Origin of the sequence: Yersinia alsatica (assembly GCF_025133195.1) — a bacterium.
Classification (GTDB): domain Bacteria; phylum Pseudomonadota; class Gammaproteobacteria; order Enterobacterales; family Enterobacteriaceae; genus Yersinia; species Yersinia alsatica.
Genome location: NZ_CP104006.1, coordinates 4,043,622 through 4,067,925 on the forward strand (window position 1 = coordinate 4,043,622; position 24,304 = coordinate 4,067,925).

A 24,304-nucleotide genomic window follows, 5' to 3' on the forward strand; every position below is an offset into this window, starting at 1 on the left:
TGTAACTTTTGTGAATTTTTTATTTTTAATAGAACTAGGGTCTTTTTTATTTTCCTAAAAAAACAAATAGAAGAGTTTATTAATTTCAAGCGGAATGTAGCACCAATCGGCAAGTAAATAATGTAAGAACGCATCACCATTAGCTGTATGAATCTTCCTACACTTTATTTAATTCAAATTTATTTAATTTAAATTCAATAAATTGACTTAAACTTACACATTGCAAGGCATAACAAAAATGACAATTAGTTGATTAAGATCATTTAAAAGTTCATTAGCAGCTTTGATGTTTCGTTTATGTTTCATTTAAAATAGAGTTATTAAACCCAATCACATTTAAATATTTCTTGAGTGTAAAAATAACTGCATTATCTGCTTTTAGGCTAATGTCGAGCTGATGCTGACCTCGCCGGGCTAGTTTAATCAGCCGCCTATCCGGTGTACTATCAGAAAATACTATTCAGACATATTATTTTCACACTTAGAATTAGGGCCACTATGACATACCGTATAATTGCATTGGATCTGGACGGCACACTGTTAGATAGCAAAAAACGTATTCTGCCGGAGTCCTTATCCGCATTAGCGCAAGCACGCGCTGAGGGCGTGAAAGTGGTGGTGGTTACAGGCCGTCATCATGTAGCGATTCATCCGTTTTATCAGGCGCTACAACTCGACACTCCGGCTATTTGCTGTAACGGCACCTACATTTATGACTATCATGCTAAAAAAGTGATGGACTCCAATCCATTGCAGCCTCAGCAGGCGGTTCAAGTCTTGCAACTGCTGGAGCAAACCCATATTCATGGGCTGATGTATGTAGATGATGCCATGCTCTATCAACAAACCAGTGGGCATGTTATTCGCTCTCTTAGCTGGGCCGAGTCATTGCCAGCAGCACAACGCCCGACACTTCTGCATGTCGATAGCTTGCTGGATGCCGCCCACAGTGCCACTGCCATCTGGAAATTCGCTACGTCCCATGCAGATATCGAGCAGCTAAAAGCTTTTGCTACCATGGTAGAAGATGAAATGGGGCTGGCCGGTGAATGGTCATGGCACGATCAGGTGGATATCGCTCAGGCCGGGAACAGCAAAGGGAATCGCCTGCAACAATGGGTCGAGTCGCAGGGGATGAGTATGAAAGATGTCATCGCCTTTGGTGACAACTTTAACGACTTAAGTATGCTGGAGAGCGCGGGTCTGGGTGTGGCGATGGGCAACAGCGCCGATGCCATCAAACAGCGGGCTGACTTGGTGATTGCCGATAATGAACAGCCGGGGATTGCTGCCGTTATCCGCCAGCATGTTCTAACCTGATCCCCTGCATCTTTCATGTTGCAGCCATGTTGGCTACCAACCAAAAGCGCCTCAATTAAGGGCGCTTTTTGGTTACTTCGACAGTATCGATGCTGAGGTTAGTTCTTGCGATTAAACGATACGCTTTTTATCTGTGCATAGACCCATTGACCGGGTTTTAGCCCTAATTCATCTCTGGCCCATGGCGTAATTCGCGCCCATAGCCATTGATCGCCAATAGCAAGTTTGACATCAATCTGCCCATCAACCTCAAGACACTCGGTTATTTTTACCGGCAAGATATTGCGGATACTGCTGTTTTGTGGCGGCTGCAATATCAATGAAACATCCGCTGCATTGATACGGATACGCATTGAGTCACCCTCTTGCGCATCCAGCTTACCAACCCACAAACGCTGGTCACCTAAAGCCAGTGCCGTCATCGCATAGCGGTCATGGTGACCAATCACACTCACCCGTAATATGCTGCTGGGTTCTTCCCGTTGCAGCCACGGACGTAGTGCACTACTGGCCCACACCTCTTCTAACTCGCCGACAGCGCGAACTTTACCGGCATCCATCACTACCACTTGATCAGCCAAACGCAAAATCTCATCCATGCTGTGGCTGACATACAGAATGGGGGTATTAACATCTTTCCCCAGCCGCTCCAGATAAGGCAGCAACTCCCGCTTGCGCGGCAAATCCAGTGAGGCGAGTGGCTCATCCATCAACAGCAGCTCTGGTGCCGTCAGCAATGCACGGCCAATCGCCACTCGCTGCTTCTCTCCACCAGAAAGTGTTAACGGAAAACGCCGTAATAACGGCTCGATCCCCAACAACCCGACGATAGTATCAAACTGCCCGCGCATTGACGGGCTCATACCGTACTGCAAATTGCCTATCACACTATAATGGGGAAACAGACGGGCATCCTGAAACACATACCCTACCCGCCGCTTTTCCGGTGGCAGATAAATTTGCCGCTCGGCATCCACCAGCACCCGGCCATTAAGCACCACTTTGCCTTGCTGTGGGCGAGTCAAGCCACCAATCACATTGATTAGTGAGGTCTTACCCGCGCCAGACAAACCAAAAATCGCGGTGATACCCTGTGCGGGTAAATTAGTGGACACTTGCAAATGCAAGTCACCCAGTTGTTGACTGAAATCCAACTCTAGCATGGTGCCCCCATGCGTTTTTTACCCCAACGAGCCAGCCACTCAGACAACAACAGAGAAACCAATGAAAGAATAATAGCAATAACACACAGACGCCCCGCAGCGGCCTCCGCTCCCGGCGTTTGAATCAGGGTATACATCGCCAGCGGAATGGTGCGCGTTTCACCGGGAATGTTCGACACGAAGGTGATGGTTGCGCCAAATTCCCCCAGCGAGCGGGCAAACGACAATACTGTTCCGGCAATGACCCCAGGCAAAGAAAGCGGCAGCGTGATGGTGAAAAATACCCGCCACGGATTCGCGCCTAAGGTCCGCGCTGCTAGCTCCAAACGGGTATCCACCGCCTCTAGCGCCAGACGAATAGCCCTGACCATCAGCGGGAAAGCCACCACCGCCGAGGCTAGCGCGGCACCGCGCCAACTGAAACTGAAGTTAATGCCAAACCAGCTATACAACCATTCACCAATAAAGCCGCGCCGCCCCATGCTCACCAGCAACAAATAACCGATGACGACGGGAGGCAATACCAGCGGTAAATGAATAATGCTATCTAACAATGATTTACCGGGGAAGCGGCAGCGCACTAGAATCCATGCCATCAGGATACCTAATGGCAAACTCCACACCACCGCAACACCAGAAACCTTCAGGCTAAGAATAATTGCCTGCCACTCATACTCGCTCAATATCATTAGCGTGGGGTAAATCCATAATTTTTGAAAATAGCGGCCGCTGCTGGGGTTTTCAGATAATCATAGAAAGCAGTAACGGTCGGATTTTCATGGCCCTTAACAATTGCCATTGGGTATTCAACCGGCTTATGAGTTGCTTCCGGGAATATTCCAACAACCTTCACTTTCTTACTGGCTATGGCATCTGAACCATACACAATACCCAGTGGTGCTTCTGAGCGCTCAACCAATGTCATGGCATTACGTACGTTATCAGCACGCGCCATTACCGGTGCTAGCGTTTCCCAGGCACCTAAATTCTCGAGTGCTTCTTTGGCGTAAATACCCGCCGGAACGTGGTCAGGATCGCCGACAGCCAAGCGGCCGCCATCCAGCAATTTCTTCCAGTCGGTTTTTTTATCAATCTCAACTTTATCAATTTTGCTGTCTTGTGGCGCGATCAACACCAATTCGTTACCTAACAAAGTATAGCGCGTATTGGCAACTATTTGTTGCTTATCAATCGCATAATCCATCCATTGCTGGTCAGCAGAAATAAACAGATCGGCGGGAGCACCCTGCTCAATCTGGCGTGCCAGTGTTGAAGACGAGGCAAAGGAAGAGACCACATCAACCTGCTTCTCTTTTTTATACTGCGCGGCAATGTCTTGTAGTGCATTAGTCAGAGAAGCCGCAGCAAAAACCGTAATATTTTCGGCGGCCATCGTCGTGCCGGAAAAAGCTGCCAGCAATGCTGCACTTGCTACCCATTTACTCACTTTTCCGTATTGATTTTTCATGTTGTTCTCCGGGTTAATGAAATCGTTATATACATTGAAATATAACGTAACATTATAGGCAGGTCATGCAGTTTATCGACAAGATGTGAGCTTTCTTGAGTTATAGGAGTCATGCAGGGAAATGAAACAAAAGGCAAAAACGAAAATGCCCAGCGTTCACACGCCAGGCATTCAGAAATCGTATACAACAGACCTAATTAATTAGGAGCGTTCTTTGCTATGACCGGTCTTGGAAATGATGTTGAACAGTTCACCCAGCCCATAGATCAAGCCCAAAATCACTGCCATCACTACGGGAACCATGACTACAGCAAAGACCAGACTTTTCAATAGTTCTAACATGCCAGCCTCTCAGTTTACTACTTAAAGAGCGATAACCCACGTTATCACAATAAACATTATGTATTCACTGTAAATTATATCAGCAATGAATAAGCTCGGTTATTTTAACCAACAATAAAAGAATGTAACCTGCCAAACGTGCGGTTTGTGGCTCAACCTTGCGTACTTGCCGTTGATTGGATATACACAACCTATTGAGTCACAATAACCGTTTCCCGCTGGAGCAAAAAATATGCAGGCCGAAATCCTACTCACTCTAAAACTTCAGCAGCGACTGTTTGCCGATCCCCGCCGCATTTCATTACTAAAGCAAATACAGAACACAGGTTCTATCAGTCAGGGGGCAAAACTGGCTGGCATTAGCTACAAAAGTGCTTGGGACGCCATCAATGAAATGAATACATTGGCGGAAGAAACACTAGTTGAACGGGCAACTGGCGGCAAAGGTGGTGGCGGTGCCTTTTTGACCGGCTATGGTGAGCGTTTAATTCAGCTCTATGATTTACTTGAAAAAATTCAACAAAAAGCCTTTGATACTCTGAAAGATGATTCTATGCCGCTGGATAGTCTGTTAGCCGCTATTTCACGTTTTTCACTGCAAACCAGCGCCCGCAATCAGTTTTTCGGTACCGTGATTGAGCGCGACCATCAGCAAGTTCAACAGCATATCAATATTCTGCTATCTGATGGTAAGACCCGTTTATCTGCCGCCCTAACCCAGCAAAGTGCCGATCGACTCCAGCTTTCTGCTGGCAAGGAAGTGCTAGCCTTGATCAAAGCCCCGTGGATAAAGCTGGTTACAGATCAAGCACTGGCCGGAGCTGCTGATAACTCCCTGCCCGGTAAGGTGGCAAGTATTGAGCCGGGTAATGAACACAGTGAAGTTATCGTGGCTCTGGCAGGAGGGGCTAGTCTCTGCTCGACACAAAGCAACAGTGAATTACATAAACTGAATTTGCGAGTGGGTAGTGACGTTATTGCACAATTCAACGCAGATAGAGTCATTATCGCGACACTTTGCTAAATAATTAAGCAAAAGCACTCAACGTTAACAGAATATTTACCTGTTGACTTTTTCCCCCTTTCCGCATATCCCTAACACTATTATTGTGTTGCAGAATATGGGAAAGACGATGTCTGAGTTGCAAATATCGCAAGGTTGTTTTCGCCTGAGTGACACCCGGACACTCACCTTGCCAGAGTTACGCATTCTTTCTGGTGATAAAGGACAACCTGCCGATAGCTGGGCATTTGTCGGGGCTAACGGCAGTGGTAAATCGGCGCTCGCCAAAGCGCTATCCGGGGAACTGACTCTACTGACAGGCACCCGCCAGAGCAATTTCAACCATATTGTGCGTTTATCATTCGAACAACTGCAACAGTTAGTCAGTGAAGAATGGCAGCGCAATAACACCGATTTACTCAGTGCTGATGAAGACGATACTGGGCGCACGACCGCTGAAATCATTCAGGAAGAAGTGAGCGATTCATCGCGATGTCAGCAACTGGCAACTCAATTTGGTATCAGTCATTTACTGTCACGTCGTTTTAAATATCTGTCTACCGGGGAAACGCGCAAGACATTGTTGTGCCGTGCATTAATGCCACAACCCGACTTGCTGATTTTGGATGAGCCGTTTGATGGCCTGGATATCTCCGCTCGTGCTCAGTTGGCGGAAATGCTATCCACCCTTTCAGCGCAAGGTGTCACGCTGGTGTTGGTGCTTAACCGCTTTGATGATATCCCAGATTTTGTGCAGCATGTCGGCGTGCTGGCGGATTGCCACTTATCCCACACCGGCCCGCGCCAACAGATTCTGTCCGAAGCTCTGATTGCTCAGCTCGCGCACAGTGAAAATATTGATGGGCTACAACTACCGGAAACTGAATCCCCACAACAGCAAGCTCGCTTACCTCAAGATAAGCCGCTGATTATTTTGCGTAATGGGGTAGTTGAGTACAATGACCGTCCGATTTTGCACCACCTGAGCTGGCAGGTTAACCCCGGCGAACACTGGCAGATTATCGGCCAGAATGGTGCGGGGAAATCAACCTTACTCAGCCTGATTACCGGCGACCATCCGCAAGGTTATAGTAATGATTTAACCTTATTTGGCCGCCGCCGGGGAAGTGGTGAAACCATCTGGGACATCAAACGCCATATCGGCTATGTCAGCAGCAGCCTACATTTGGATTATCGGGTCAGCACTAACTTGCGGACGGTAATTTTATCAGGTTTCTTTGACTCAATTGGTATTTATCAGGCGGTATCTGATCGCCAACAACAACTTGCTGATCAATGGCTTGCCTTACTTGGTTTTTCTGCCAATACAGCAGACCTGCCTTTCCACAGTTTATCCTGGGGCCAGCAGCGATTGGCATTAATCGCTCGAGCACTTGTTAAGCACCCTGCGCTATTGATTCTTGATGAGCCGTTGCAAGGTTTAGACCCGCTTAACCGTTTGTTAGTACGGCGTTTTATTGATGTGATGATTGGCGAGGGCGATACTCAACTGCTGTTTGTCTCTCACCATGCTGAAGATGCGCCACTGTGTATTACTCATCGTTTAACTTTTGTGCCTGATGGCGATATTTATCGCTATCACCAAGAGGAACTTCCTCATTAAATATGAGTAAAAAATATATCTCATGATATTACTCCAGAAATAATGAGAATTTTTCTCAACGGAGCTGAGAGTCATTGGCATTCGGCTATGCTACTATTCCCGCTGTCAGCCATCATTGATGCTGACGGCGGATAACCGCTTTATATTAGCTGGCTTAGAATATGGACTTAATAGTAAAGGGATGACTTATGTGGGGCGTACTAGCTGCATCACTGCTTTTCTTATCAATTAACCGGGTACTCTCCCTGTTTCTCTTAGCTCTTTCCTTATCGATTGCGCTTTATCATGGGGTTCTGACACTGCCATCAGCGGCATTCTTGCTGCTAACGTTGGTTGCGGCACTACTGCTGAAAAAATACCGCCAACGGAAATGGTTGGCTGCTGGCCTTGAGCTGCTCTTGGTGTTAGCCGCCATCGCCTTGTTCCTGCATCTGGTACCCGGATTTAACAATCTGAAAGTATTGGATAAAGTGAATGTCGGGCCACTCAGTGCGGCCTTTAGCATGTATTACAATCTGGATAAGGCACTGGTGCCCTTTATCCTGCTCGCCTGTTTGCCAACCTTATTTGTGGCTAAAAAGCAGCTATCAGTCAGTAAACTTGGCTGGATTAGCTTGATAGTCAGCGTACCTGCGCTACTGCTGCTGGCTGTCGCCTTAGGCGGCTTAAAAATTGAGATGCACACGCCAGCATGGTTTGGCTCTTTTGTTATCGCCAATGTTTTCTTTGTTTGCCTGGCCGAAGAAGCGCTTTTCCGGGGTTATTTGCAACAACGTTTAAGCCAATGTCTTGGCAACTACCCGGCACTGCTGCTCACCGCGCTACTCTTTGGTGCTGCACATTTTGCTGGCGGCCCACTGTTAATGGTGTTCGCGGCATTAGCTGGGGTGATTTATGGTCTGGCGTGGTTGTGGAGTGGCCGTTTGTGGGTAGCCGTCGCATTCCATTTCGGCCTGAACTTGATGCATCTGCTGTTCTTTACCTATCCATTGTACGTGGCTCATTAATCCTTAATGACCCAACTATCCTCAACAGCCGATAGCTAGCAAACAAACTCATCCCGATGACCCGACCCAAGTCAGTGATTCGGGTGAGTGAAAGCAGCTAACAACTCTCTGGTGCCAAGGACGCAGGGGATAGGACATTCCTGCTAAATTGATGGATGAGAACGCTACCACTTCAGTTATCTTTGTCATGCCCGAGATTTCTACGATTTTTTACCTATCCTAGTTTATTCCCCCTGTATTTATGCTCCCACAGAGATTAAGCTAGAAAGAATTTAAATGTAAACGATTCCATTATTGAGCGCAGATCACCTTTTCTCACATAATGGCATGTTATCTTTCTTAGACAAAAGTCATTCGAGGAGTCTTTTATGTACGTTCTGGTAACAGGTGGTAGCGGTTACATTGGTAGCCATACCTGTGTGCAATTGATTGAAGCTGGCTATAAACCGGTGATCCTCGACAACCTTTGCAACAGCAAATCCAGCGTATTAGCTCGGATCAACAGTTTGACCGGCTACACCCCTGAGCTTTATCAGGGGGATGTCCGCGATCGCGCACTGCTCGACAAAATATTTGCCGCTCATCCTATTCATGCCGTCATTCATTTTGCTGGCTTAAAAGCGGTGGGGGAATCTGTCAGTAAGCCGCTGGAATATTACGATAATAATGTTTATGGCACCTTAGTTTTGCTGGAAGCGATGCGCGCCGCACAAGTCAAAAACTTTATCTTTAGCTCTTCTGCCACGGTCTATGGCGATCAACCACAAATTCCTTATGTTGAAAGCTTCCCGACGGGCACGCCTTCCAGCCCATATGGTCAGAGCAAATTGATGGTTGAGCAGATTCTGCAAGATGTGCAACTGGCTGATCCACAGTGGAATATGACCATTTTACGCTATTTCAATCCGGTCGGTGCGCATCCGTCGGGGCTGATGGGGGAAGATCCACAGGGTATCCCGAATAACCTGATGCCATTTATTGCACAAGTGGCTGTGGGCCGTCGTGAATCTTTGTCCATTTTCGGCAATGACTACCCAACCCCCGATGGCACTGGAGTGCGTGATTATATTCATGTGGTTGATTTGGCTGATGGCCATGTCGCTGCAATGAAAAAGCTACACAATCAGCCCGGCGTGCATATTTTCAATCTTGGCGCGGGCGTCGGCCACAGTGTTTTACAAGTGGTCGAGGCATTCAGCAAAGCTTGTGGCAAGCCGCTGGCCTACCATTTTGCCCCACGTCGTGAGGGTGATCTTCCCGCTTATTGGGCCGATCCCACCAAGGCGGCAGAGCGGCTGGGTTGGCGGGTCAGCCGCTCACTCGATGAAATGGCGGCAGATACCTGGCGCTGGCAATCCAATAATCCTCAGGGCTATCCCGATTAAGGTATTTTTATGACTGATTTTAACCCTGTGGATCATCCACATCGCAGATATAACCCGCTGAGCGATCAGTGGGTGCTGGTGTCGCCGCATCGGGCCAAACGCCCTTGGCAAGGCCAGCAGGAAGCACCTGCTACCGAGAGTTTACCGACGCATGACCCTGATTGCTTCTTATGCCCCGGCAATACCCGAGTGACCGGTGATGTGAATCCTGACTACCCGTCAACCTATGTATTTACCAATGACTTTGCGGCACTGATGCCCGATACGCCTGACGCGCCACAAAGTGATGACCCACTGATGCGTAGCCAAAGTGCACGCGGGACCAGCCGAGTCATTTGCTTCTCGCCGGATCACAGCAAAACCTTGCCGCAACTGACATTACCGGCGTTGGAGCACGTCATCCAAACCTGGCAGCAGCAAAGTGCCGAACTGGGTAAAACGTATCCATGGGTACAAGTGTTTGAAAATAAAGGCGCGGCAATGGGTTGCTCCAATCCGCATCCTCATGGGCAAATTTGGGCGAATAGCTTTTTACCGAATGAAGCCGCGCGCGAAGACCGCTTGCAGCAGCAGTATTTTCAGCAGCATCAATCCCCCATGCTACTCGACTATGTTGAACGTGAACGCCTCGACGGTAGCCGAACCGTGGTTGAAACCGAACACTGGCTGGCGGTAGTGCCCTACTGGGCGGCATGGCCATTTGAAACTTTGCTGCTGCCAAAAGCTCATGTCCTGCGACTAGAGGCATTGTCCGATGAACAACGCGGCGATCTGGCTATTGCATTGAAAAAACTGACCAGCCGCTACGACAATTTGTTCTCATGCTCATTCCCTTATTCAATGGGATGGCACGGTGCACCTTACAACACGGATGACAATACGCATTGGCAGTTACACGCGCATTTTTATCCACCACTGCTGCGCTCAGCGTCAGTGCGGAAATTTATGGTGGGCTATGAAATGCTGGCTGAAACCCAGCGAGACCTTACAGCAGAACAGGCGGCTGAACACCTGCGGGCAGTAAGTGATGTTCATTATCGAGAAGCTGGAGTCAAATAATGAGTTTAAAGCAGCATACCCAGGCCATTTTCCGTCAACAGTTTAATCATGAACCTGACATCACCATTAAAGCACCGGGCCGCGTCAATCTCATTGGCGAGCATACCGATTACAATGATGGTTTTGTCCTGCCCTGTGCCATTGATTATGAAACTGTAATCAGTTGCGGTAAACGCGATGACCGCCAGATTCGTGTTATTGCGGCTGATTATGAAAATCAGCAAGATATATTCTCGCTCGATGCGCCTATCGTCTCGCATCCAGACTACCGCTGGGCTGATTATGTGCGGGGCGTGGTAAAACATTTACAGTTACGCCATGCCGATTTTGGCGGTGCTGACCTGGTGATCAGTGGCAATGTGCCACAAGGGGCCGGTTTAAGCTCTTCCGCTTCCTTAGAGGTGGCGGTGGGTCAGGCGTTGCAGTCACTCTACCAACTTCCCCTGAGTGGCGTGGAGCTGGCGCTGAATGGGCAAGAGGCTGAGAACCAATTTGTCGGCTGTAACTGCGGCATTATGGATCAGTTGATTTCAGCGCTGGGCGAGCAAGATCACGCGCTACTGATCGACTGTCGCACCCTTGAAACTCGTGCAGTACCTATGCCAGAAAATGTGGCGGTGGTGATTATTAACTCCAATGTGAAACGGGGTCTGGTTGATAGCGAGTACAACACTCGCCGTCAGCAATGCGAAACTGCGGCTCGTTTCTTTGGCGTCAAAGCGTTACGCGATGTTGATCCTAACCTGTTTTTCTCGATCCAGGATGAGCTCGATCCCGTCGTAGCTAAACGCGCTCGCCATGTGATTACTGAAAATGAACGTACTCTGGCAGCAGCAGATGCATTAGCTGGCGGGGATTTGAAATTGATGGGGCAATTGATGCACGAGTCTCATATTTCAATGCGTGATGATTTCGAGATCACAGTTCCGCCGATCGACCACTTGGTGGATATTGTGAAATCCGTCATTGGAGAGCAAGGTGGTGTTCGAATGACTGGCGGTGGCTTTGGTGGCTGTATTGTCGCGCTAATGCCAACATCGCTGGTCGAACCGGTTCGTACTGCCGTGGCGCGGGAATATCCGCAGTACAGCGACGGGCGAACAGAAACTTTCTACGTCTGTCAGGCTTCACAAGGAGCGGGTTTATGCTGAAAAACGACGCTGCATCATTAAGCAGTGTTGACCAGTTAGCACCGGATGGTCACCCCTTTGAATTGACCGAATTGCATAATAAAGCAGGTATGAGTGTGACGCTGATGGATTGGGGCGCAACTTGGTTGTCTGCAATATTGCCACTCAAAGGGGGCGAAAAGCGTGAGTTACTGCTGGGCTGCCAGACACCTGCTGATTATCTGCGTCAAGCAGCATATCTTGGGGCAACCGTCGGCCGCTATGCCAATCGCATTGCTAATGCACAAATCACGGTGGACGGCGAAATCCTTCACCTGATACCCAATCAAGGTGTTAACCAACTGCATGGTGGCCCTGAAGGCTTCCATACTCGACGCTGGCAAAAAGTTAAACAGGATGAAAAGCAGGTCACTTACCAACTGCATTCTCCCGATGGCGATCAAGGTTTCCCCGGCAATCTCACTGCTGAAGTCCAATATCTCTTAACTGAAGATAACCGATTAGAAATTCACTATCAGGCACAGGTCGACAAAACCTGCCCAGTGAATCTGACCAATCATGCTTACTTTAACCTTGATGGCGAAGGGCATGATGTTCGGGCACACCGGTTGCAGTTGTTTGCCGACAGATATTTGCCGGTCGACAGTAACGGGATTCCAACCGGTGGGCTAGCTAACGTTGAGAAAACCGGTATGGATTTCCGCCAAGCCAAAACCTTGGCTCGAGACTTCCTGCAAGACCGCTGCCAGCAGCGGGTGAAAGGCTATGACCATGCCTATCTGCTGCATCGTACTTGTGGCGCCACCGAAAGCCCGGCGGCTCATTTGTGGTCGTCAGATAATCAGGTCCAGATGAGTGTCTATACCACGGCTCCGGCATTGCAGTTGTATAGCGGCAATTTCTTGGGCGGAACCCCCTCACGTAATGGCGGAACTTACGCCAGTTACACCGGCGTCGCACTGGAAAGTGAATTCCTGCCCGATAGCCCCAACCACCCTGAATGGCCGCAACCCGATTGTTGGCTAAAACCGGGGAAAACCTACCACGCGACCACCGTTTATCACTTTATTGCGTTATAACTGTTTTTATTTACGGCTGCCGACTACGCTTAACAGCATCTGTCAGGCAGCCGTACTGACGCCTCGCAGAATCCAACTTTCCTTATATAAACAGTGCCTCAATAAAGGGAACTCATATGCGTCTAACTACCCTATGGTTGCTCTCTGCCGGATTATTACTCAGTGCCAATGTGATGGCAGCAGAGACGGCTAAGACCCCCTCGCCCGCACAAGCCGCCCAGCAGAAAAAAATGACCGATTGTAATCAGCAGGCGACCACCCAATCACTGAAAGGCGATGACCGGAAGAAATTCATGAGCCAGTGCCTAAAAGCACAGGTTCATCCTGATGAAAAAGCGCTGACGCCGCAGCAGCAGAAAATGAAAAGCTGTAACGCGGAAGCCGCCACCAAAGAGTTAAAAGGCGATGCCCGCAAAACCTTTATGAGCACTTGCCTGAAAAAAGCGGCTTAACCCCCCCCTCTATAATAACCATTCATAACCAAAGCCCTTGGAGTCGCAGGTAGGCGCAGCTAACGCCCCTGCGGCTTCACAAGCTACGGGTATATGGGGTATTTAATATTCCATATATTAATTGGTTACAGATTTTGCAGAATCGATTCGACGCCCACTCTTACGCTAATGTAAAAAATTGGCTATGGTTAAACACAAACGATTGCTGTCTGCGGCAATCCCGCAATATAATGATAATAGTTATCATTGAATAAATTAGTTACTTGAGGAGTTCGAACTATGGCAGTAACAAAGCTGGTTCTGGTACGTCACGGTGAAAGTCAATGGAACAACGAAAACCGCTTCACTGGCTGGTATGACGTTGATTTGTCTGAAAAAGGCCGTACTGAAGCAAAAGCAGCGGGTAAGCTGTTGAAAGACGAAGGTTTTACTTTTGATTTCGCCTACACCTCAGTACTGAAACGCGCAATCCACACCCTGTGGAGCATTCTGGATGAGTTGGACCAAGCTTGGTTGCCAACCGAAAAAACCTGGAAGCTGAATGAACGTCATTATGGCGCTCTGCAAGGTCTGGATAAGTCCGAGACCGCAGCTAAATACGGTGATGACCAAGTTAAATTGTGGCGTCGTGGTTTTGCTATCACCCCTCCTGCGCTGGAAAAAAGCGATGAGCGTTTCCCAGGCCATGACCCACGTTATGCAAAATTAACCGATGCAGAGCTGCCAACCACTGAAAGCCTGGCACTGACCATTGAACGTGTTATCCCTTACTGGGAAGAAGTTATCAAACCACGTATTGCCAGTGGTGAGCGTGTGATTATCGCCGCCCACGGTAACTCGCTGCGTGCTCTGGTCAAATATCTGGATAACCTGAACGAAGAAGAAATTCTTGAGCTGAACATCCCAACTGGCGTGCCATTGGTGTATGAGTTTGATGAAAACTTCAAACCCATCAAGCACTACTATTTGGGCAATGCGGAAGAGATCGCCGCGAAAGCTGCTGCTGTTGCCAATCAGGGTAAAGCTAAGTAATTACTCCTGATTAGCGCCATTAAAAAACCCCCGCACATCATTAATGTCGGGGGTTTTTATTTGTCGAGCAACTTAAATGACCAGCACAAAAGCTTACTGACGACGCGCTTTCACCGCGTTCGACAACTGACGCAGCAACACTTCCGTATCTTCCCAGCCAATACAGGCATCGGTGACACTCTTGCCGTAAGTCAGTGGCTCGCCACTTTCCAGATTCTGATTACCTTCCACCAGATGACTTTCGATCATCACGCCCATAATAGACTTTTCGCCCTGAGCAATCTGGCGGCACACATCGGTACCCACTTCCATCTGCTTTTTAAACTGCTTGCTGCTGTTAGCATGGCTGAAATCAATCATGATTTGTGGTTCCAGACCTGCTTTGCTCAGCCCAGCTTTAACTTCAGCAACATGTGCGCTGCTGTAGTTTGGCTCTTTACCGCCGCGCAGAATGATATGGCAATCATCGTTACCTGCGGTATTAACAATCGCAGAGTGACCCCACTTGGTCACTGACAGGAAACAGTGCGGCGCACTGGCGGCATTGATGGCATCAATAGCCACTTTAATGGTGCCATCAGTACCATTTTTAAAACCAACCGGGCAAGAGAGGCCAGAAGCCAGCTCACGGTGAACCTGAGATTCCGTCGTCCGAGCGCCAATAGCTCCCCAGCTCATCAGGTCAGCCAAATATTGCGGGGTAATCATATCCAGAAACTCACCCGCAGCCGGTAAGCCGCTATCATTAATGTCCAACAGCAACTTACGCGCAATACGCAGACCATCATTGATATCGTAACTACCATCCATGTGCGGATCGTTAATCAGACCTTTCCAACCTACCGTAGTACGCGGTTTTTCAAAATACACGCGCATTACCACTTCCAGCTCACCTTGTAGCTCTTCACGCAGCGTCAGTAAACGAGCCGCATACTCTTTTGCCGCCTGAGTGTCATGAATCGAGCATGGGCCAATCACCACCAGCAGGCGATCATCTTGAGCGCGCAAAATGTTGTGAATAGCCGTGCGAGTCTTGGCGACAGTTTCGGCGGCATGATTACTGGCCGGAAACTTCTCTAACAAAGCAACAGGTGGCAGGAGTTCCTTAATTTCATTAATCCGTAGGTCATCATTCAGGTAATTCATAGTTCTTCCATTAAGTCTCTGACGGTCATCGCACAACCATTATTTTAGCAATCTAACTGAACCAATCTAGCGGGTGAATTGACCGCTGTAAATCTACTTTATTGCATTAGAGGCTCAGCACAGAAAAACCGCAACACTCACATTAATCTATAATGCGTATCAATCTTTGAATGAAATCCTATCAGAGTTAACATCAACCATCTGGTTTTGTGCTCGCATTTTATGACCCATGGTGAAAGGATAAATATGGCTGCATCATCGTTTTTCCCGCAAGACAGCAATAGTAAGCGGCTGCTGGTTGCCTTCGCTGTCACCACGGTATTTATGGTGGCAGAGGCCATTGGTGGCTGGCTATCGGGTTCACTGGCACTGTTGGCTGATGCTGGGCATATGCTGACCGATTCTGCTGCGCTCTTTATTGCATTAATGGCAGTGCATTTTTCACAGCGAAAACCCGACTCTCGCCATACCTTTGGCTATTTGCGTCTGACGACGCTGGCGGCTTTTGTTAATGCAGCAGCATTGTTGCTGATTGTAGTATTGATTGTTTGGGAGGCGGTTCGCCGCTTCTTTTCCCCCCATGAGGTCATGGGAATTCCGATGTTAGTCATCGCTATCCTCGGGTTATTCGCGAATATTTTCTGCTTCTGGATACTTCATCGGGGAGAGGAAGAGAAGAATATCAATGTCCGAGCCGCCGCCTTGCACGTACTTGGCGACTTATTAGGCTCTGTAGGAGCCATTGTCGCGGCGGTGGTTATCCTCACCACCGGCTGGACACCAATTGACCCGATTCTGTCGGTCCTGGTCTCCGTCTTGGTGCTACGCAGTGCCTGGCGGTTGTTGAAAGAGAGTTTTCACGAGCTGTTGGAAGGTGCGCCGCAAGAGATTGATATCAACAAACTGCGCAAAGACTTATGCACCAATATATATGAAGTGCGGGATGCCCATCATATCCATCTATGGCAAGTCGGCGACCAGCGGCTAATGACACTGCATGTGCAGGTGATCCCGCCACAAGATAATGATGAGTTATTGCAACGTATCCAGCATTATTTACTGCACCATTACAATATTGGTCATGCCACCATTCAGATGGAATATCAGCACTGTCGAGCCCCTGATTGTGCTATCAATCAGGCCGTCAGCACCGAAGGGCACCACCATCACCATCATTGAAGGTGAAAGCCAATCAGGCGAGTATTCTGCGGTGGCTGACCACTGACAGAAGCTCGCCTGACGAATACTTTCACGCAAAATCTATTGAACTTTGGTATTGCTAACTTTGGGGGGACAGTGGGCGAGAATGATTCCGCGCCGCGCTCTTGATCCACAACCAAGAACCATTCAGCGCAATCAGCGTCAGTAACACATATTCCAACGCCATGGCATAGACACCTTGATAGGCGAAAATTGCCACACTGATAACATCAATCACCACCCAAATCAGCCAGTTTTCAACATATTTGCGCGTCATCAGGATCATCGCCACAATCGACAAGACCATCATGGTGGAGTCCCAGAATGGGAAGGCATCTGGCTGCAACTCTGGCATTTGCACATTAGCACCCAAGCTTTGCATTACCGTCACCGCCGCACGGGTAAGCCAGGCAAATACCGTATCAATATGCAATGTCATCAAAGTGATACCGCCCACACAGACCGCTCCCCACGCCAATGCTTTTGGCAAGGACAACCAGCGAATTTTCAATTCAGCTTGGTTATCGGGGGTTTGTTTACTCCAGGCATACCAACCATAAATATTGGCTACGAAGAAGAACAGCTGGAGTAATAAACTGGCATAAAGCTGGATCTGGAAGAAAATCACCGCGAACAGCGTCACGTTAATCAAACCAAACAAATAGTTGATGATTTTCTCTTTGCTGGCGAACCAGATACACAACAAGCCAAATAGCGTCCCAATGGCCTCAATCCACGACAGGTCATAGCCTCCTGCCCCTAGCGGAATATGTACCAATATGTTGCTTGTACTGAAGAAATCCATCTGACAGTCCTTTTATCTTCTGCCCTTCGTACTTAAAGCCGCGAGGTGATTAGCCGCCTACCTGCAACGCCAAGTTCTTTGGGGGTCATTAGCTGAGTATGAGGGTTATTAGGTACTCTTCACTGCTCAGGCATTACCTTTGATCTGCAATTTGAGTTGATTGGCAAAATCCAGCATGCGATTCAAGGGTATCAGCGCCTGCTGACGCAATTCTTCATCAACATGTATCTCATGCATCACCCCACCCTGCTCCAGCCCCTCAGCAATCGCCTTGAGACCATTCATCGCCATCCATGGGCAATGTGCGCAGCTTCGGCAAGTTGCCCCTTCACCGGCGGTCGGTGCTTCGAATAACTCTTTATCCGGGCAAGCCTGCTGCATCTTGTAAAAAATGCCCCGGTCTGTTGCCACGATCAGTTTTTTCTGCGGCAGTGTTTTTGCCGCCTGAATCAATTGACTGGTCGATCCGACAGCATCAGCCATATCAACCACCGCCTGTGGTGATTCCGGGTGGACCAATACCGCAGCATCGGGATGTAATGCTTTCATCCGGGCCAGTGCTTGGGTTTTAAACTCGTCATGGACGATACACGCCCCTTGCCAGCACAGTACATCCGCCCCACTCTTTTTCTGTACATAATTGCCAAGATGACGATCAGGGGCCCAGATTATTTTCTCGCCCAAGCTATCGAGGTGTTCAATTAATTCAACGGCGATACTGGAGGTTACCACCCAATCGGCTCTGGCTTTTACGGCGGCCGAAGTATTGGCGTATACCACAACAGTGCGGTCAGGGTGACTGTCGCAAAACGCGGCAAACTCATCTGCCGGGCAACCTAAATCCAGTGAGCATTCAGCATTGAGAGTAGGCATCAATACTTGTTTTTCTGGATTAAGTATTTTGGCGGTTTCCCCCATAAAGCGTACGCCAGCGACCAGCAAGGTAGATGCAGGGTGATTATTACCAAATCGCGCCATTTCAAGGGAGTCAGCCACACAACCGCCGGTTTCCTCGGCTAAAGCCTGGATTTCGGGGTCAGTATAATAGTGAGCGACCAACACGGCATCGCGCTGCTTTAGCAGTGTTTTGATTTTCTCACGGTAAAAGGCTTTTTGATCCACATCCAGCGGGACAGGTCGCGGAGGGAAAGGATAAATAGCCGCATTCACATCAAAAGTTTCGCTCATCGCTCACATCTCTATTGCCAGTGATTCCGGCGCCATTGTACATCTCAGGTCGCCAGTAAGATTGGTTTGTTTTTTATCCTAAACAAAATACTCAATATTTAGCAAAAAGTCGCCAAATTTTGTCTGATAATGGCAAAAATGTTTAATAGAGTTAAAAATGAGGTGGGAAATTAAGTGGTAGAAGAGATATTAGAAGATTATAGGGTTTATATTGAGAATAAGAAGAGGATAAAAAGGTTTTTGAGTGGGATGAGTAAAAGAGAAGAGAGTGATTGGGAGAATAATGCGGTACTGCTTACGACATAATGGTGGGTCGTGCGGGATGATTCGTCCTGTGGACTCACCCTTCGGGTCAACGCTAGCGCGTTGCTGTCTCGCTTCGCTCGGCTCGAACCTGAACGCAGGGTCTCACCCACACGATTTTGTGTATGTGATTTCTGGGTTTGGAGGAGTTATTGAGGTACTTGATATAATGGTGGGTCGTGCGGGATTCGAACCTGCGACCAATTGATTAAAAGTCAACTGCTCTACCAACTGAGCTAACGACCCATTATGTATTGCTGCTTAATGACAATTCATTGCCAGTCGTGCGGGATTACTCGTCCTACGGACTCGCCCTTCGGGTCAACGCTAGCGCGTTGCTGTCTCGCTTCGCTCGGCTCGAACCTTTAACGGTTCTCATCCCACGATTTGATCGCCCTACAGTTCTTCATAATGGTGGGTCGTGCGGGATTCGAACCTGCGACCAATTGATTAAAAGTCAACTGCTCTACCAACTGAGCTAACGACCCATTATGTATTATTGCTTAAACACTTTAGAAAATACTGCGAGACAAAACAGGAAGAGGAATATCGTTGCGATGATTTCAACTTCTTACATTCAAACCGAACTTCGGAAGAATGGTGGGTCGTGCGGGATTATTCGTCCTGCGGACTCACCTTTCAGGCCAACGCTATGCATTGTTGTCTCGCTTCGCTCGACTCGAACCTTTAACGGTTCTCATCCCAACGATTTGAAATCCTGCCTATTCGATATAAATGGTGGGTCGTGCGGGATTCGAACCTGCGACCAATTGATTAAAAGTCAACTGCTCTACCAACTGAGCTAACGACCCGCTGTCATGCGGTACTGCTTAATTCTTTACTACAAAACATAATGGTGGGTCGTGCGGGATTCGAACCTGCGACCAATTGATTAAAAGTCAACTGCTCTACCAACTGAGCTAACGACCCATTATGCGTTACTGCCTACTATAATTTCCTGCTGCTTTAACGTTTTACAGTTGTCTTGGCAACGGCGGCATATATTACTAATTTCTCTTCACAGTGCAACTTAAATTTCTGTTAATACGTTTAACTGCTTGTTCTTCGCTCGCTAAAGCCCAGAAATTAGTCAATGCGACCAATTCCTGGGCTCGAAAAAGGCTAAAGAGCAGATAAACGTTTCTGTGCCTGTTTAGCAGCATCGGTATTGGGATATTGCTTGATCACTTGTTGATAAACCGCCTTCGCTTTATCGCTTTGGCCTTTATCCTGCATGATCACCCCAACTTTAAACATTGCTTCTGAACTTTTTGGAGACTTGGGATAATTTTTTACTACAACAGCATAATAATATGCGGCATCGTCTTTCTTACCCTTGTTGTAATACAACTGCCCTAGCCAGTAGTTGGCATTAGGCTGGTAAGTCGACTTTGGATACTGCTTCACAAAACTTTGGAAAGCAGTGATCGCTTGATCATATTGCTTTTTCTCAAGCGCCAGAGAAACCGCAGCATTATAATCGCTGTTTTCATCACCAGTACTTGCTGCAGGTGCCGCTGTAGCCGCTGCTGCGCCTGCGGTGGCAGTATCAGAACTTCCTGTCGCTGCATTATCTGTCGCAGCGCCAGCAGCCGCAGGCGTTGAAGTCGACGCCCCCTGACCACTACCCAGACTATCCATCTGCTGATAGATCTGTTTTTGCCGCTCAACAATTTGATTGAGCTGATACTGATTTTCTTGGATCTGACCGCGTAAACTATCTACATCGCGTTGCGAATCTGATAATTGTTGCTGAAGTTGAGTTAATAGCTGGCTGTGAGCGTTGGAAATACGCTCAAGTTGAGTGACCCGATCTTCTACCGAGCCGGAGCCGACATTACTGATTGGCGCTTGGGCAGTAGCGGCCCATGGGACCGCTACGCCAACCAGTAACGACAGACCCACTAAGTGACGTCTGAAGTTACTGTTCATGCGATTCTCTTAGTAAACCAGAACTGCACGACGGTTTTTAGCGAACGCTGCTTCGTCATGGCCCAGTACTGCTGGTTTCTCTTTACCGTAAGAAACGATAGAGATCTGGTCAGCAGAAACGCCTTTACCTTGCAGATACATTTTCACTGCGTTTGCACGACGCTCGCCCAACGCGATGTTGTATTCTGGCGTACCGCGTTCATCCGCGTGGCCTTCAACAACAACTTTGTAAGATGGGTTGCTACGCAGGAATGCAGCATGTGCATCCAGCATTTGAGCGAAGTCAGAACCGATATCGTATTTATCGAAGCCGAAGTAAACGATATTGTTCTTTTGCAGTTCTTGCATCTGAAGACGCGCTTGCTCTTCGGAAGACAGGTTGCTGCCATTTTCTGTACCAGTGCCAGCGCCCATGCCAGATTGGTCATTATTTGCGCTTTTGTTAGAACTACAAGCAGCGATAGCCAGAACTGGCAATGCCAACATCAGCCCTTTCAGCACTTTGTTCAGTTGCATCTCTTTGATCCTTTTTTATAGTTTGCCATACATACGTATTTACACATGCATCACAGATACGGCGACCAGGCAGGAAATTTGACCTGTCCATCAGTTGCCGGAAGACGCGCTTTGAAACGCCCATCAGTCGAGACCAGCTGTAACACGGCTCCCAGCCCTTGTGTCGAGCTATAGATAACCATGGTGCCGTTAGGCGCGATACTAGGCGTTTCATCCAGGAACGTGTCCGTTAATACTTGAACGGCTCCCGTTACTAGATCCTGTTTGGCGATGTGTTGTGCCCCGCCATTGGAGCTAACCAATGCCAGGAATTTACCATCAGGACTCACATCTGCGTTCTGGTTCTGAGAACCTTCCCACGTGATTCGCTGAGGTGCACCGCCATTAATATTCACTTTATACACTTGTGGACGGCCACCCTGATCCGAGGTATAAGCCAAATTCTGGCTATCCGGGAACCAGCTTGGTTCGGTGTTATTGCTACGACCATCAGTCACTTGGCTTATTTGGCCAGACCCCAGATCCATAACATACAAGTTCAGGCTGCCGCTTTTAGATAGCGCGAAGGCCAGTTTAGAACCGTCCGGTGAGAAGGCTGGAGCACCATTATGACGAGGGAATGAAGCCACTTGTCTAATTGCACCATTGGCCAGCGTCTGGATAACCAGTGCTGATTTGCCACTCTCAAAAGTTACATAAGCAATTTTGCTACCATCTGGAGACCAGGCTGGTGACATCAAAGGTTCAGGAGAACGATGCACAACAAACTGGTTGTAGCCATCGTAGTCAGAAACCCGCAATTCATGTGGGAATTTGCCGCCGTTAGTTTGCACAACATAGGCAATACGGGTACGGAAAGCACCTTTAATCCCTGTCAACTTTTCAAATACTTCGTCGCTGGCAGTATGCGCAGAATAACGTAGCCATTGCTTGGTTACTTTATACTGATTTTGCGCCAAAACGCTACCGGCCGCACCAGAAGTATCCACTAACTGGTAAGAAACCACGTAGCTGCCATCAGCACTTGGTTGAACCTGACCAACAACAACGGCATCAATACCCAACGCAGTCCAGGCCGCAGGTGTTACTTCAGCTGCTGTGGAAGGTTGTTGTGGCATGCGCGCCGCATCAATTGGGTTAAATTTACCACTATTACGTAAATCCGCGCCGACAATAGCGCCAATTTCTTCTGGTGGTGTACCTGGCCCCATCCATTTGAATGGAACAACCCCAATTGGGCGAGCCGAGTCTACCCCTTGGGTAATCTCAATTCGAACTTCTGCATGTAAAACAGAAGCCCATAAAACTAAAAAGCCTAGCGCTACTCGAAATGCCTGCTTCATCTTATCTCCCTTATCCGAGCGGGATGCCCGCGATAATTAGCAGAATTTTAACAAACCAACGCAAACAAAACTACATAATCCATGGTTGATTAACAGAGTTATATCCCAGTCAATCAAACCTTATTGAGGTTTAAATACAAGCGGAGCATTCTTAAACACTTCATAAACATCCGCAGTTGGAGGTTTAGGAATTTTTGCTTGTTTTGCCGCGGCGATTGCAGCCTGGCACAGTGCCGGGTCGCCCCCTTCCGCTTTAACATCAATTAATAGACCATCTGGTGCCAATTTAATTCGCAGATCACAGGTACGGCCTTTGTAAAGATCTGCATCATAAAATTTACTTTGGATCGCGGCAGTTATCTGGCCCAGATAGCCACTGACATCAGCACCTGATGCCCCGCTCTTCTTGCCACCACCTTTACCGGCTGCAGCAGCGCCAGCACCTGAACCACTTTTCGGCGCATTCTTGGAGTTTGCCAAGCCGCCAAATAAGTCATCAACATCCGTTGCAGCTGCGGCTTCTGCGGCAGCTTTCTTCTTAGCCTCAGCAGCAGCGGCTTTTTTAGCATCGGCGGCCGCTTTTTTCTCAGCATCAGCAGCAGCTTTCTTTTCAGCAGCTTCTGCGGCAGCCTTTTTCGCCTCTTCTGCCGCTTTCTTCGCGTCAGCATCAGCTTGTTTCTTCGCCGCAGCGGCTACAGCAGCCTCTTTCTTGGCTTCAGCTTCGGCTTTCTTCTGAGCTTCAGCCTGTGCTTTCACCAGTTTATCGGCCTCTGCTTTGGCCTGGGCCGCAGCTGCTTCAGCCTGCTTCTGCTCTTCTTTCGCTTTGGCAGCAGCGGCAGCAGCAGTTTTCTGTTGCTCTGCGGCCTCTTTTTGCTGTTCAGCGGCTTGTTTCTTCTGTTCTTCAGCCGCCTGCTTTGCATCTTCCTGTGCTTGCAGACGCTCTTTTTCCAATTCTTTCAGGCGTTGTTGTTCTGCCGCCTGCTTCTGCTGTAGTTCTTCAGCTTGCTGATCGGCTTTTTTCTGGCGTTGCTGCTCCGCGCGTTTAGCGTCCGTCTGCTGCTGTTGCTGACGGTTATACTGCTCGGTCACCGCGCCCGGATCGACCATGACGGCGTCAATAACTTCGCCGCCTGCACCGCCGCCGCCCATTTCAGTCGTCTGCGTCAGAGAGCCCCAAATCAACAGGGCAATCAATATGATGTGCAGAACCACCGACACTATAATGGCGCGATTCAGCTTATCATTTTGCTCGGTTGCCTTACCCACGCTCGATTTCCACACTCGATGTCCGCGCTCTATTTCTAAAAAACGGAACTGCTAAAAACAGGGTATCTACTGGCTGGATTTGCTATCAATCCAGCCAATATCAACACAAATTTATATCGGTTGAGTCATTAAGCCCACCGACGTCACTCCAGCCTGATGCAGCATATTAAGGGCCTTAATAATTTCATCATAAGGAACCTCTTTAGCACCACCAATCAGGAACACGGTCTTCGGATTTGCTTTCAATCTTGCTTGAGCCTCTGCCACGACTTGCTCTGAAGGCAGTTGCTCCATCCGCTGATGGTCAATCACCAGCGAATATTGACCCACACCTGATACTTCGACAATGACCGGAGGATTGTCATCACTGGAAACGGTTTTTGAATCCGTCGCGTCAGGGAGATCTACCTCAACACTTTGCGTGATAATAGGCGCGGTCGCCATAAAGATCAGCAATAGCACCAGTAAAACGTCAAGCAAGGGAACAATGTTAATTTCAGACTTAAGCTCGCGACGTTTACGACCACGTACTCGCGCCATA

23 protein-coding genes, 4 tRNA genes and 3 other RNA genes are annotated in these 24,304 nt (G+C 48.5%); 11 read left to right on the forward strand and 19 right to left on the reverse strand.

Annotation, left to right across the window (positions count from 1 at the left end; all coding sequences use genetic code 11):
* The first annotated feature begins 498 nt into the window (after positions 1 to 498).
* Positions 499 to 1,320, forward strand: a complete 822-nt coding sequence (locus tag N0H69_RS18075) for a pyridoxal phosphatase (RefSeq protein WP_050151608.1) — start codon at positions 499 to 501, stop codon at positions 1,318 to 1,320.
* 98 nt (positions 1,321 to 1,418) lie between these two features.
* On the opposite strand, the gene modC is transcribed toward N0H69_RS18075, so the two are convergent.
* From modC to N0H69_RS18095, 4 genes are all read right to left on the reverse strand, one after another.
* The gene (gene modC / locus N0H69_RS18080) at positions 1,419 to 2,483 is read right to left on the reverse strand and encodes a molybdenum ABC transporter ATP-binding protein ModC (protein WP_050107720.1); all 1,065 of its coding nucleotides are present in this window, start codon (positions 2,481 to 2,483) and stop codon (positions 1,419 to 1,421) included.
* A complete protein-coding gene (gene modB, locus N0H69_RS18085) occupies positions 2,477 to 3,172 on the reverse strand; it encodes a molybdate ABC transporter permease subunit (RefSeq protein WP_050107722.1) in 696 nt (231 codons plus the stop codon). Before modB ends, modC begins: the two co-directional genes overlap by 7 nt.
* Positions 3,172 to 3,951, reverse strand: a complete 780-nt coding sequence (modA, locus tag N0H69_RS18090; RefSeq protein ID WP_050107724.1) for a molybdate ABC transporter substrate-binding protein — start codon at positions 3,949 to 3,951, stop codon at positions 3,172 to 3,174. Before modA ends, modB begins: the two co-directional genes overlap by 1 nt.
* Positions 3,952 to 4,152: 201 nt before the next feature.
* Positions 4,153 to 4,293 (reverse strand): AcrZ family multidrug efflux pump-associated protein, encoded by a 141-nt coding sequence (locus N0H69_RS18095; protein WP_050107726.1) that lies wholly within the window; start codon positions 4,291 to 4,293, stop codon positions 4,153 to 4,155.
* Between the two features lie 232 nt (positions 4,294 to 4,525).
* On the opposite strand from N0H69_RS18095, the gene modE reads away from it, so the two are divergent.
* From modE to gpmA, 9 genes are all read left to right on the forward strand, one after another.
* Entirely contained in the window at positions 4,526 to 5,317 is a 792-nt protein-coding gene (gene modE / locus N0H69_RS18100) for a molybdenum-dependent transcriptional regulator (RefSeq protein WP_050107728.1), read from the forward strand.
* Between the two features lie 109 nt (positions 5,318 to 5,426).
* Entirely contained in the window at positions 5,427 to 6,920 is a 1,494-nt protein-coding gene (modF, locus tag N0H69_RS18105; protein WP_050151607.1) for a molybdate ABC transporter ATP-binding protein ModF, read from the forward strand.
* A gap of 188 nt (positions 6,921 to 7,108) precedes the next feature.
* The gene (locus tag N0H69_RS18110; protein ID WP_050151606.1) at positions 7,109 to 7,927 is read left to right on the forward strand and encodes a CPBP family intramembrane glutamic endopeptidase; all 819 of its coding nucleotides are present in this window, start codon (positions 7,109 to 7,111) and stop codon (positions 7,925 to 7,927) included.
* A gap of 368 nt (positions 7,928 to 8,295) precedes the next feature.
* Positions 8,296 to 9,312, forward strand: coding sequence for a UDP-glucose 4-epimerase GalE (gene galE, locus N0H69_RS18115; protein WP_050107734.1), 1,017 nt, complete (start codon positions 8,296 to 8,298; stop codon positions 9,310 to 9,312).
* Positions 9,313 to 9,321: 9 nt separating this feature from the next.
* Entirely contained in the window at positions 9,322 to 10,371 is a 1,050-nt protein-coding gene (gene galT, locus N0H69_RS18120) for a galactose-1-phosphate uridylyltransferase (protein WP_050151605.1), read from the forward strand.
* Positions 10,371 to 11,522 carry a galactokinase gene (gene galK, locus N0H69_RS18125; protein WP_050151604.1) on the forward strand — a complete coding sequence of 384 codons (1,152 nt, stop codon included), beginning with the start codon at positions 10,371 to 10,373 and terminating at the stop codon, positions 11,520 to 11,522. The genes galT and galK overlap by 1 nt, the downstream gene beginning before the upstream one ends.
* Positions 11,516 to 12,580 carry a galactose-1-epimerase gene (gene galM, locus N0H69_RS18130; RefSeq protein ID WP_050133370.1) on the forward strand — a complete coding sequence of 355 codons (1,065 nt, stop codon included), beginning with the start codon at positions 11,516 to 11,518 and terminating at the stop codon, positions 12,578 to 12,580. The genes galK and galM overlap by 7 nt, the downstream gene beginning before the upstream one ends.
* Positions 12,581 to 12,696: 116 nt before the next feature.
* Positions 12,697 to 13,032: a PsiF family protein gene (locus tag N0H69_RS18135; RefSeq protein WP_050107743.1), complete on the forward strand. Its 336-nt coding sequence runs from the start codon at positions 12,697 to 12,699 to the stop codon at positions 13,030 to 13,032.
* Between the two features lie 279 nt (positions 13,033 to 13,311).
* The gene (gpmA, locus tag N0H69_RS18140) at positions 13,312 to 14,064 is read left to right on the forward strand and encodes a 2,3-diphosphoglycerate-dependent phosphoglycerate mutase (protein WP_050107745.1); all 753 of its coding nucleotides are present in this window, start codon (positions 13,312 to 13,314) and stop codon (positions 14,062 to 14,064) included.
* A 93-nt stretch (positions 14,065 to 14,157) separates the two neighbouring features.
* On the opposite strand, the gene aroG is transcribed toward gpmA, so the two are convergent.
* On the reverse strand, positions 14,158 to 15,210 hold the full coding sequence (gene aroG / locus N0H69_RS18145) for a 3-deoxy-7-phosphoheptulonate synthase AroG (RefSeq protein ID WP_050122423.1): 1,053 nt from the start codon (positions 15,208 to 15,210) through the stop codon (positions 14,158 to 14,160).
* A 246-nt stretch (positions 15,211 to 15,456) separates the two neighbouring features.
* On the opposite strand from aroG, the gene zitB reads away from it, so the two are divergent.
* Entirely contained in the window at positions 15,457 to 16,389 is a 933-nt protein-coding gene (zitB, locus tag N0H69_RS18150; protein WP_050107747.1) for a CDF family zinc transporter ZitB, read from the forward strand.
* Positions 16,390 to 16,489: 100 nt separating this feature from the next.
* On the opposite strand, the gene pnuC is transcribed toward zitB, so the two are convergent.
* The 14 genes from pnuC to tolR all read right to left on the reverse strand — a co-directional run bounded on the left by pnuC (position 16,490) and on the right by tolR (position 24,303).
* Positions 16,490 to 17,215 carry a nicotinamide riboside transporter PnuC gene (pnuC, locus tag N0H69_RS18155; protein WP_050107748.1) on the reverse strand — a complete coding sequence of 242 codons (726 nt, stop codon included), beginning with the start codon at positions 17,213 to 17,215 and terminating at the stop codon, positions 16,490 to 16,492.
* Positions 17,216 to 17,341: 126 nt separating this feature from the next.
* On the reverse strand, positions 17,342 to 18,403 hold the full coding sequence (gene nadA, locus N0H69_RS18160; protein WP_050151603.1) for a quinolinate synthase NadA: 1,062 nt from the start codon (positions 18,401 to 18,403) through the stop codon (positions 17,342 to 17,344).
* 306 nt (positions 18,404 to 18,709) lie between these two features.
* Positions 18,710 to 18,835: non-coding RNA, RtT sRNA (locus N0H69_RS18165), on the reverse strand.
* A gap of 41 nt (positions 18,836 to 18,876) precedes the next feature.
* Positions 18,877 to 18,952, reverse strand: a tRNA-Lys gene (locus N0H69_RS18170).
* Positions 18,953 to 18,981: 29 nt separating this feature from the next.
* Positions 18,982 to 19,104, reverse strand: a non-coding RNA gene (locus N0H69_RS18175) — RtT sRNA.
* Between the two features lie 14 nt (positions 19,105 to 19,118).
* A tRNA-Lys gene (locus N0H69_RS18180) sits at positions 19,119 to 19,194 on the reverse strand.
* Positions 19,195 to 19,304: 110 nt separating this feature from the next.
* A non-coding RNA gene (locus N0H69_RS18185) (RtT sRNA) lies at positions 19,305 to 19,427 on the reverse strand.
* Positions 19,428 to 19,442: 15 nt separating this feature from the next.
* Positions 19,443 to 19,518, reverse strand: a tRNA-Lys gene (locus N0H69_RS18190).
* A gap of 42 nt (positions 19,519 to 19,560) precedes the next feature.
* Positions 19,561 to 19,636: transfer RNA gene (locus N0H69_RS18195), tRNA-Lys, on the reverse strand.
* 192 nt (positions 19,637 to 19,828) lie between these two features.
* Entirely contained in the window at positions 19,829 to 20,638 is an 810-nt protein-coding gene (gene cpoB / locus N0H69_RS18200; RefSeq protein WP_050107752.1) for a cell division protein CpoB, read from the reverse strand.
* A gap of 9 nt (positions 20,639 to 20,647) precedes the next feature.
* On the reverse strand, positions 20,648 to 21,154 hold the full coding sequence (pal, locus tag N0H69_RS18205) for a peptidoglycan-associated lipoprotein Pal (protein WP_004393299.1): 507 nt from the start codon (positions 21,152 to 21,154) through the stop codon (positions 20,648 to 20,650).
* Between the two features lie 50 nt (positions 21,155 to 21,204).
* Positions 21,205 to 22,497, reverse strand: coding sequence for a Tol-Pal system beta propeller repeat protein TolB (gene tolB, locus N0H69_RS18210; RefSeq protein WP_004712294.1), 1,293 nt, complete (start codon positions 22,495 to 22,497; stop codon positions 21,205 to 21,207).
* 120 nt (positions 22,498 to 22,617) lie between these two features.
* Complete coding sequence (tolA, locus tag N0H69_RS18215) at positions 22,618 to 23,763, reverse strand: cell envelope integrity protein TolA (RefSeq protein WP_050122425.1); 1,146 nt, start codon at positions 23,761 to 23,763, stop codon at positions 22,618 to 22,620.
* A 111-nt stretch (positions 23,764 to 23,874) separates the two neighbouring features.
* Complete coding sequence (gene tolR, locus N0H69_RS18220) at positions 23,875 to 24,303, reverse strand: colicin uptake protein TolR (protein ID WP_004712292.1); 429 nt, start codon at positions 24,301 to 24,303, stop codon at positions 23,875 to 23,877.
* Position 24,304: the final 1 nt, after the last annotated feature.

Excerpts from the sequence above, each read along its gene's own strand:
- N0H69_RS18075 (WP_050151608.1), top strand. The coding sequence starts at position 499 with ATGACATACCGTATAATTGCATTGGATCTGGACGGCACACTGTTAGAT.
- modC (WP_050107720.1), bottom strand. The coding sequence starts at position 2,483 with ATGCTAGAGTTGGATTTCAGTCAACAACTGGGTGACTTGCATTTGCAA.
- modB (WP_050107722.1), bottom strand. The coding sequence starts at position 3,172 with ATGATATTGAGCGAGTATGAGTGGCAGGCAATTATTCTTAGCCTGAAG.
- modA (WP_050107724.1), bottom strand. The coding sequence starts at position 3,951 with ATGAAAAATCAATACGGAAAAGTGAGTAAATGGGTAGCAAGTGCAGCA.
- N0H69_RS18095 (WP_050107726.1), bottom strand. The coding sequence starts at position 4,293 with ATGTTAGAACTATTGAAAAGTCTGGTCTTTGCTGTAGTCATGGTTCCC.
- modE (WP_050107728.1), top strand. The coding sequence starts at position 4,526 with ATGCAGGCCGAAATCCTACTCACTCTAAAACTTCAGCAGCGACTGTTT.
- modF (WP_050151607.1), top strand. The coding sequence starts at position 5,427 with ATGTCTGAGTTGCAAATATCGCAAGGTTGTTTTCGCCTGAGTGACACC.
- N0H69_RS18110 (WP_050151606.1), top strand. The coding sequence starts at position 7,109 with ATGTGGGGCGTACTAGCTGCATCACTGCTTTTCTTATCAATTAACCGG.
- galE (WP_050107734.1), top strand. The coding sequence starts at position 8,296 with ATGTACGTTCTGGTAACAGGTGGTAGCGGTTACATTGGTAGCCATACC.
- galT (WP_050151605.1), top strand. The coding sequence starts at position 9,322 with ATGACTGATTTTAACCCTGTGGATCATCCACATCGCAGATATAACCCG.
- galK (WP_050151604.1), top strand. The coding sequence starts at position 10,371 with ATGAGTTTAAAGCAGCATACCCAGGCCATTTTCCGTCAACAGTTTAAT.
- galM (WP_050133370.1), top strand. The coding sequence starts at position 11,516 with ATGCTGAAAAACGACGCTGCATCATTAAGCAGTGTTGACCAGTTAGCA.
- N0H69_RS18135 (WP_050107743.1), top strand. The coding sequence starts at position 12,697 with ATGCGTCTAACTACCCTATGGTTGCTCTCTGCCGGATTATTACTCAGT.
- gpmA (WP_050107745.1), top strand. The coding sequence starts at position 13,312 with ATGGCAGTAACAAAGCTGGTTCTGGTACGTCACGGTGAAAGTCAATGG.
- aroG (WP_050122423.1), bottom strand. The coding sequence starts at position 15,210 with ATGAATTACCTGAATGATGACCTACGGATTAATGAAATTAAGGAACTC.
- zitB (WP_050107747.1), top strand. The coding sequence starts at position 15,457 with ATGGCTGCATCATCGTTTTTCCCGCAAGACAGCAATAGTAAGCGGCTG.
- pnuC (WP_050107748.1), bottom strand. The coding sequence starts at position 17,215 with ATGGATTTCTTCAGTACAAGCAACATATTGGTACATATTCCGCTAGGG.
- nadA (WP_050151603.1), bottom strand. The coding sequence starts at position 18,403 with ATGAGCGAAACTTTTGATGTGAATGCGGCTATTTATCCTTTCCCTCCG.
- cpoB (WP_050107752.1), bottom strand. The coding sequence starts at position 20,638 with ATGAACAGTAACTTCAGACGTCACTTAGTGGGTCTGTCGTTACTGGTT.
- pal (WP_004393299.1), bottom strand. The coding sequence starts at position 21,154 with ATGCAACTGAACAAAGTGCTGAAAGGGCTGATGTTGGCATTGCCAGTT.
- tolB (WP_004712294.1), bottom strand. The coding sequence starts at position 22,497 with ATGAAGCAGGCATTTCGAGTAGCGCTAGGCTTTTTAGTTTTATGGGCT.
- tolR (WP_004712292.1), bottom strand. The coding sequence starts at position 24,303 with ATGGCGCGAGTACGTGGTCGTAAACGTCGCGAGCTTAAGTCTGAAATT.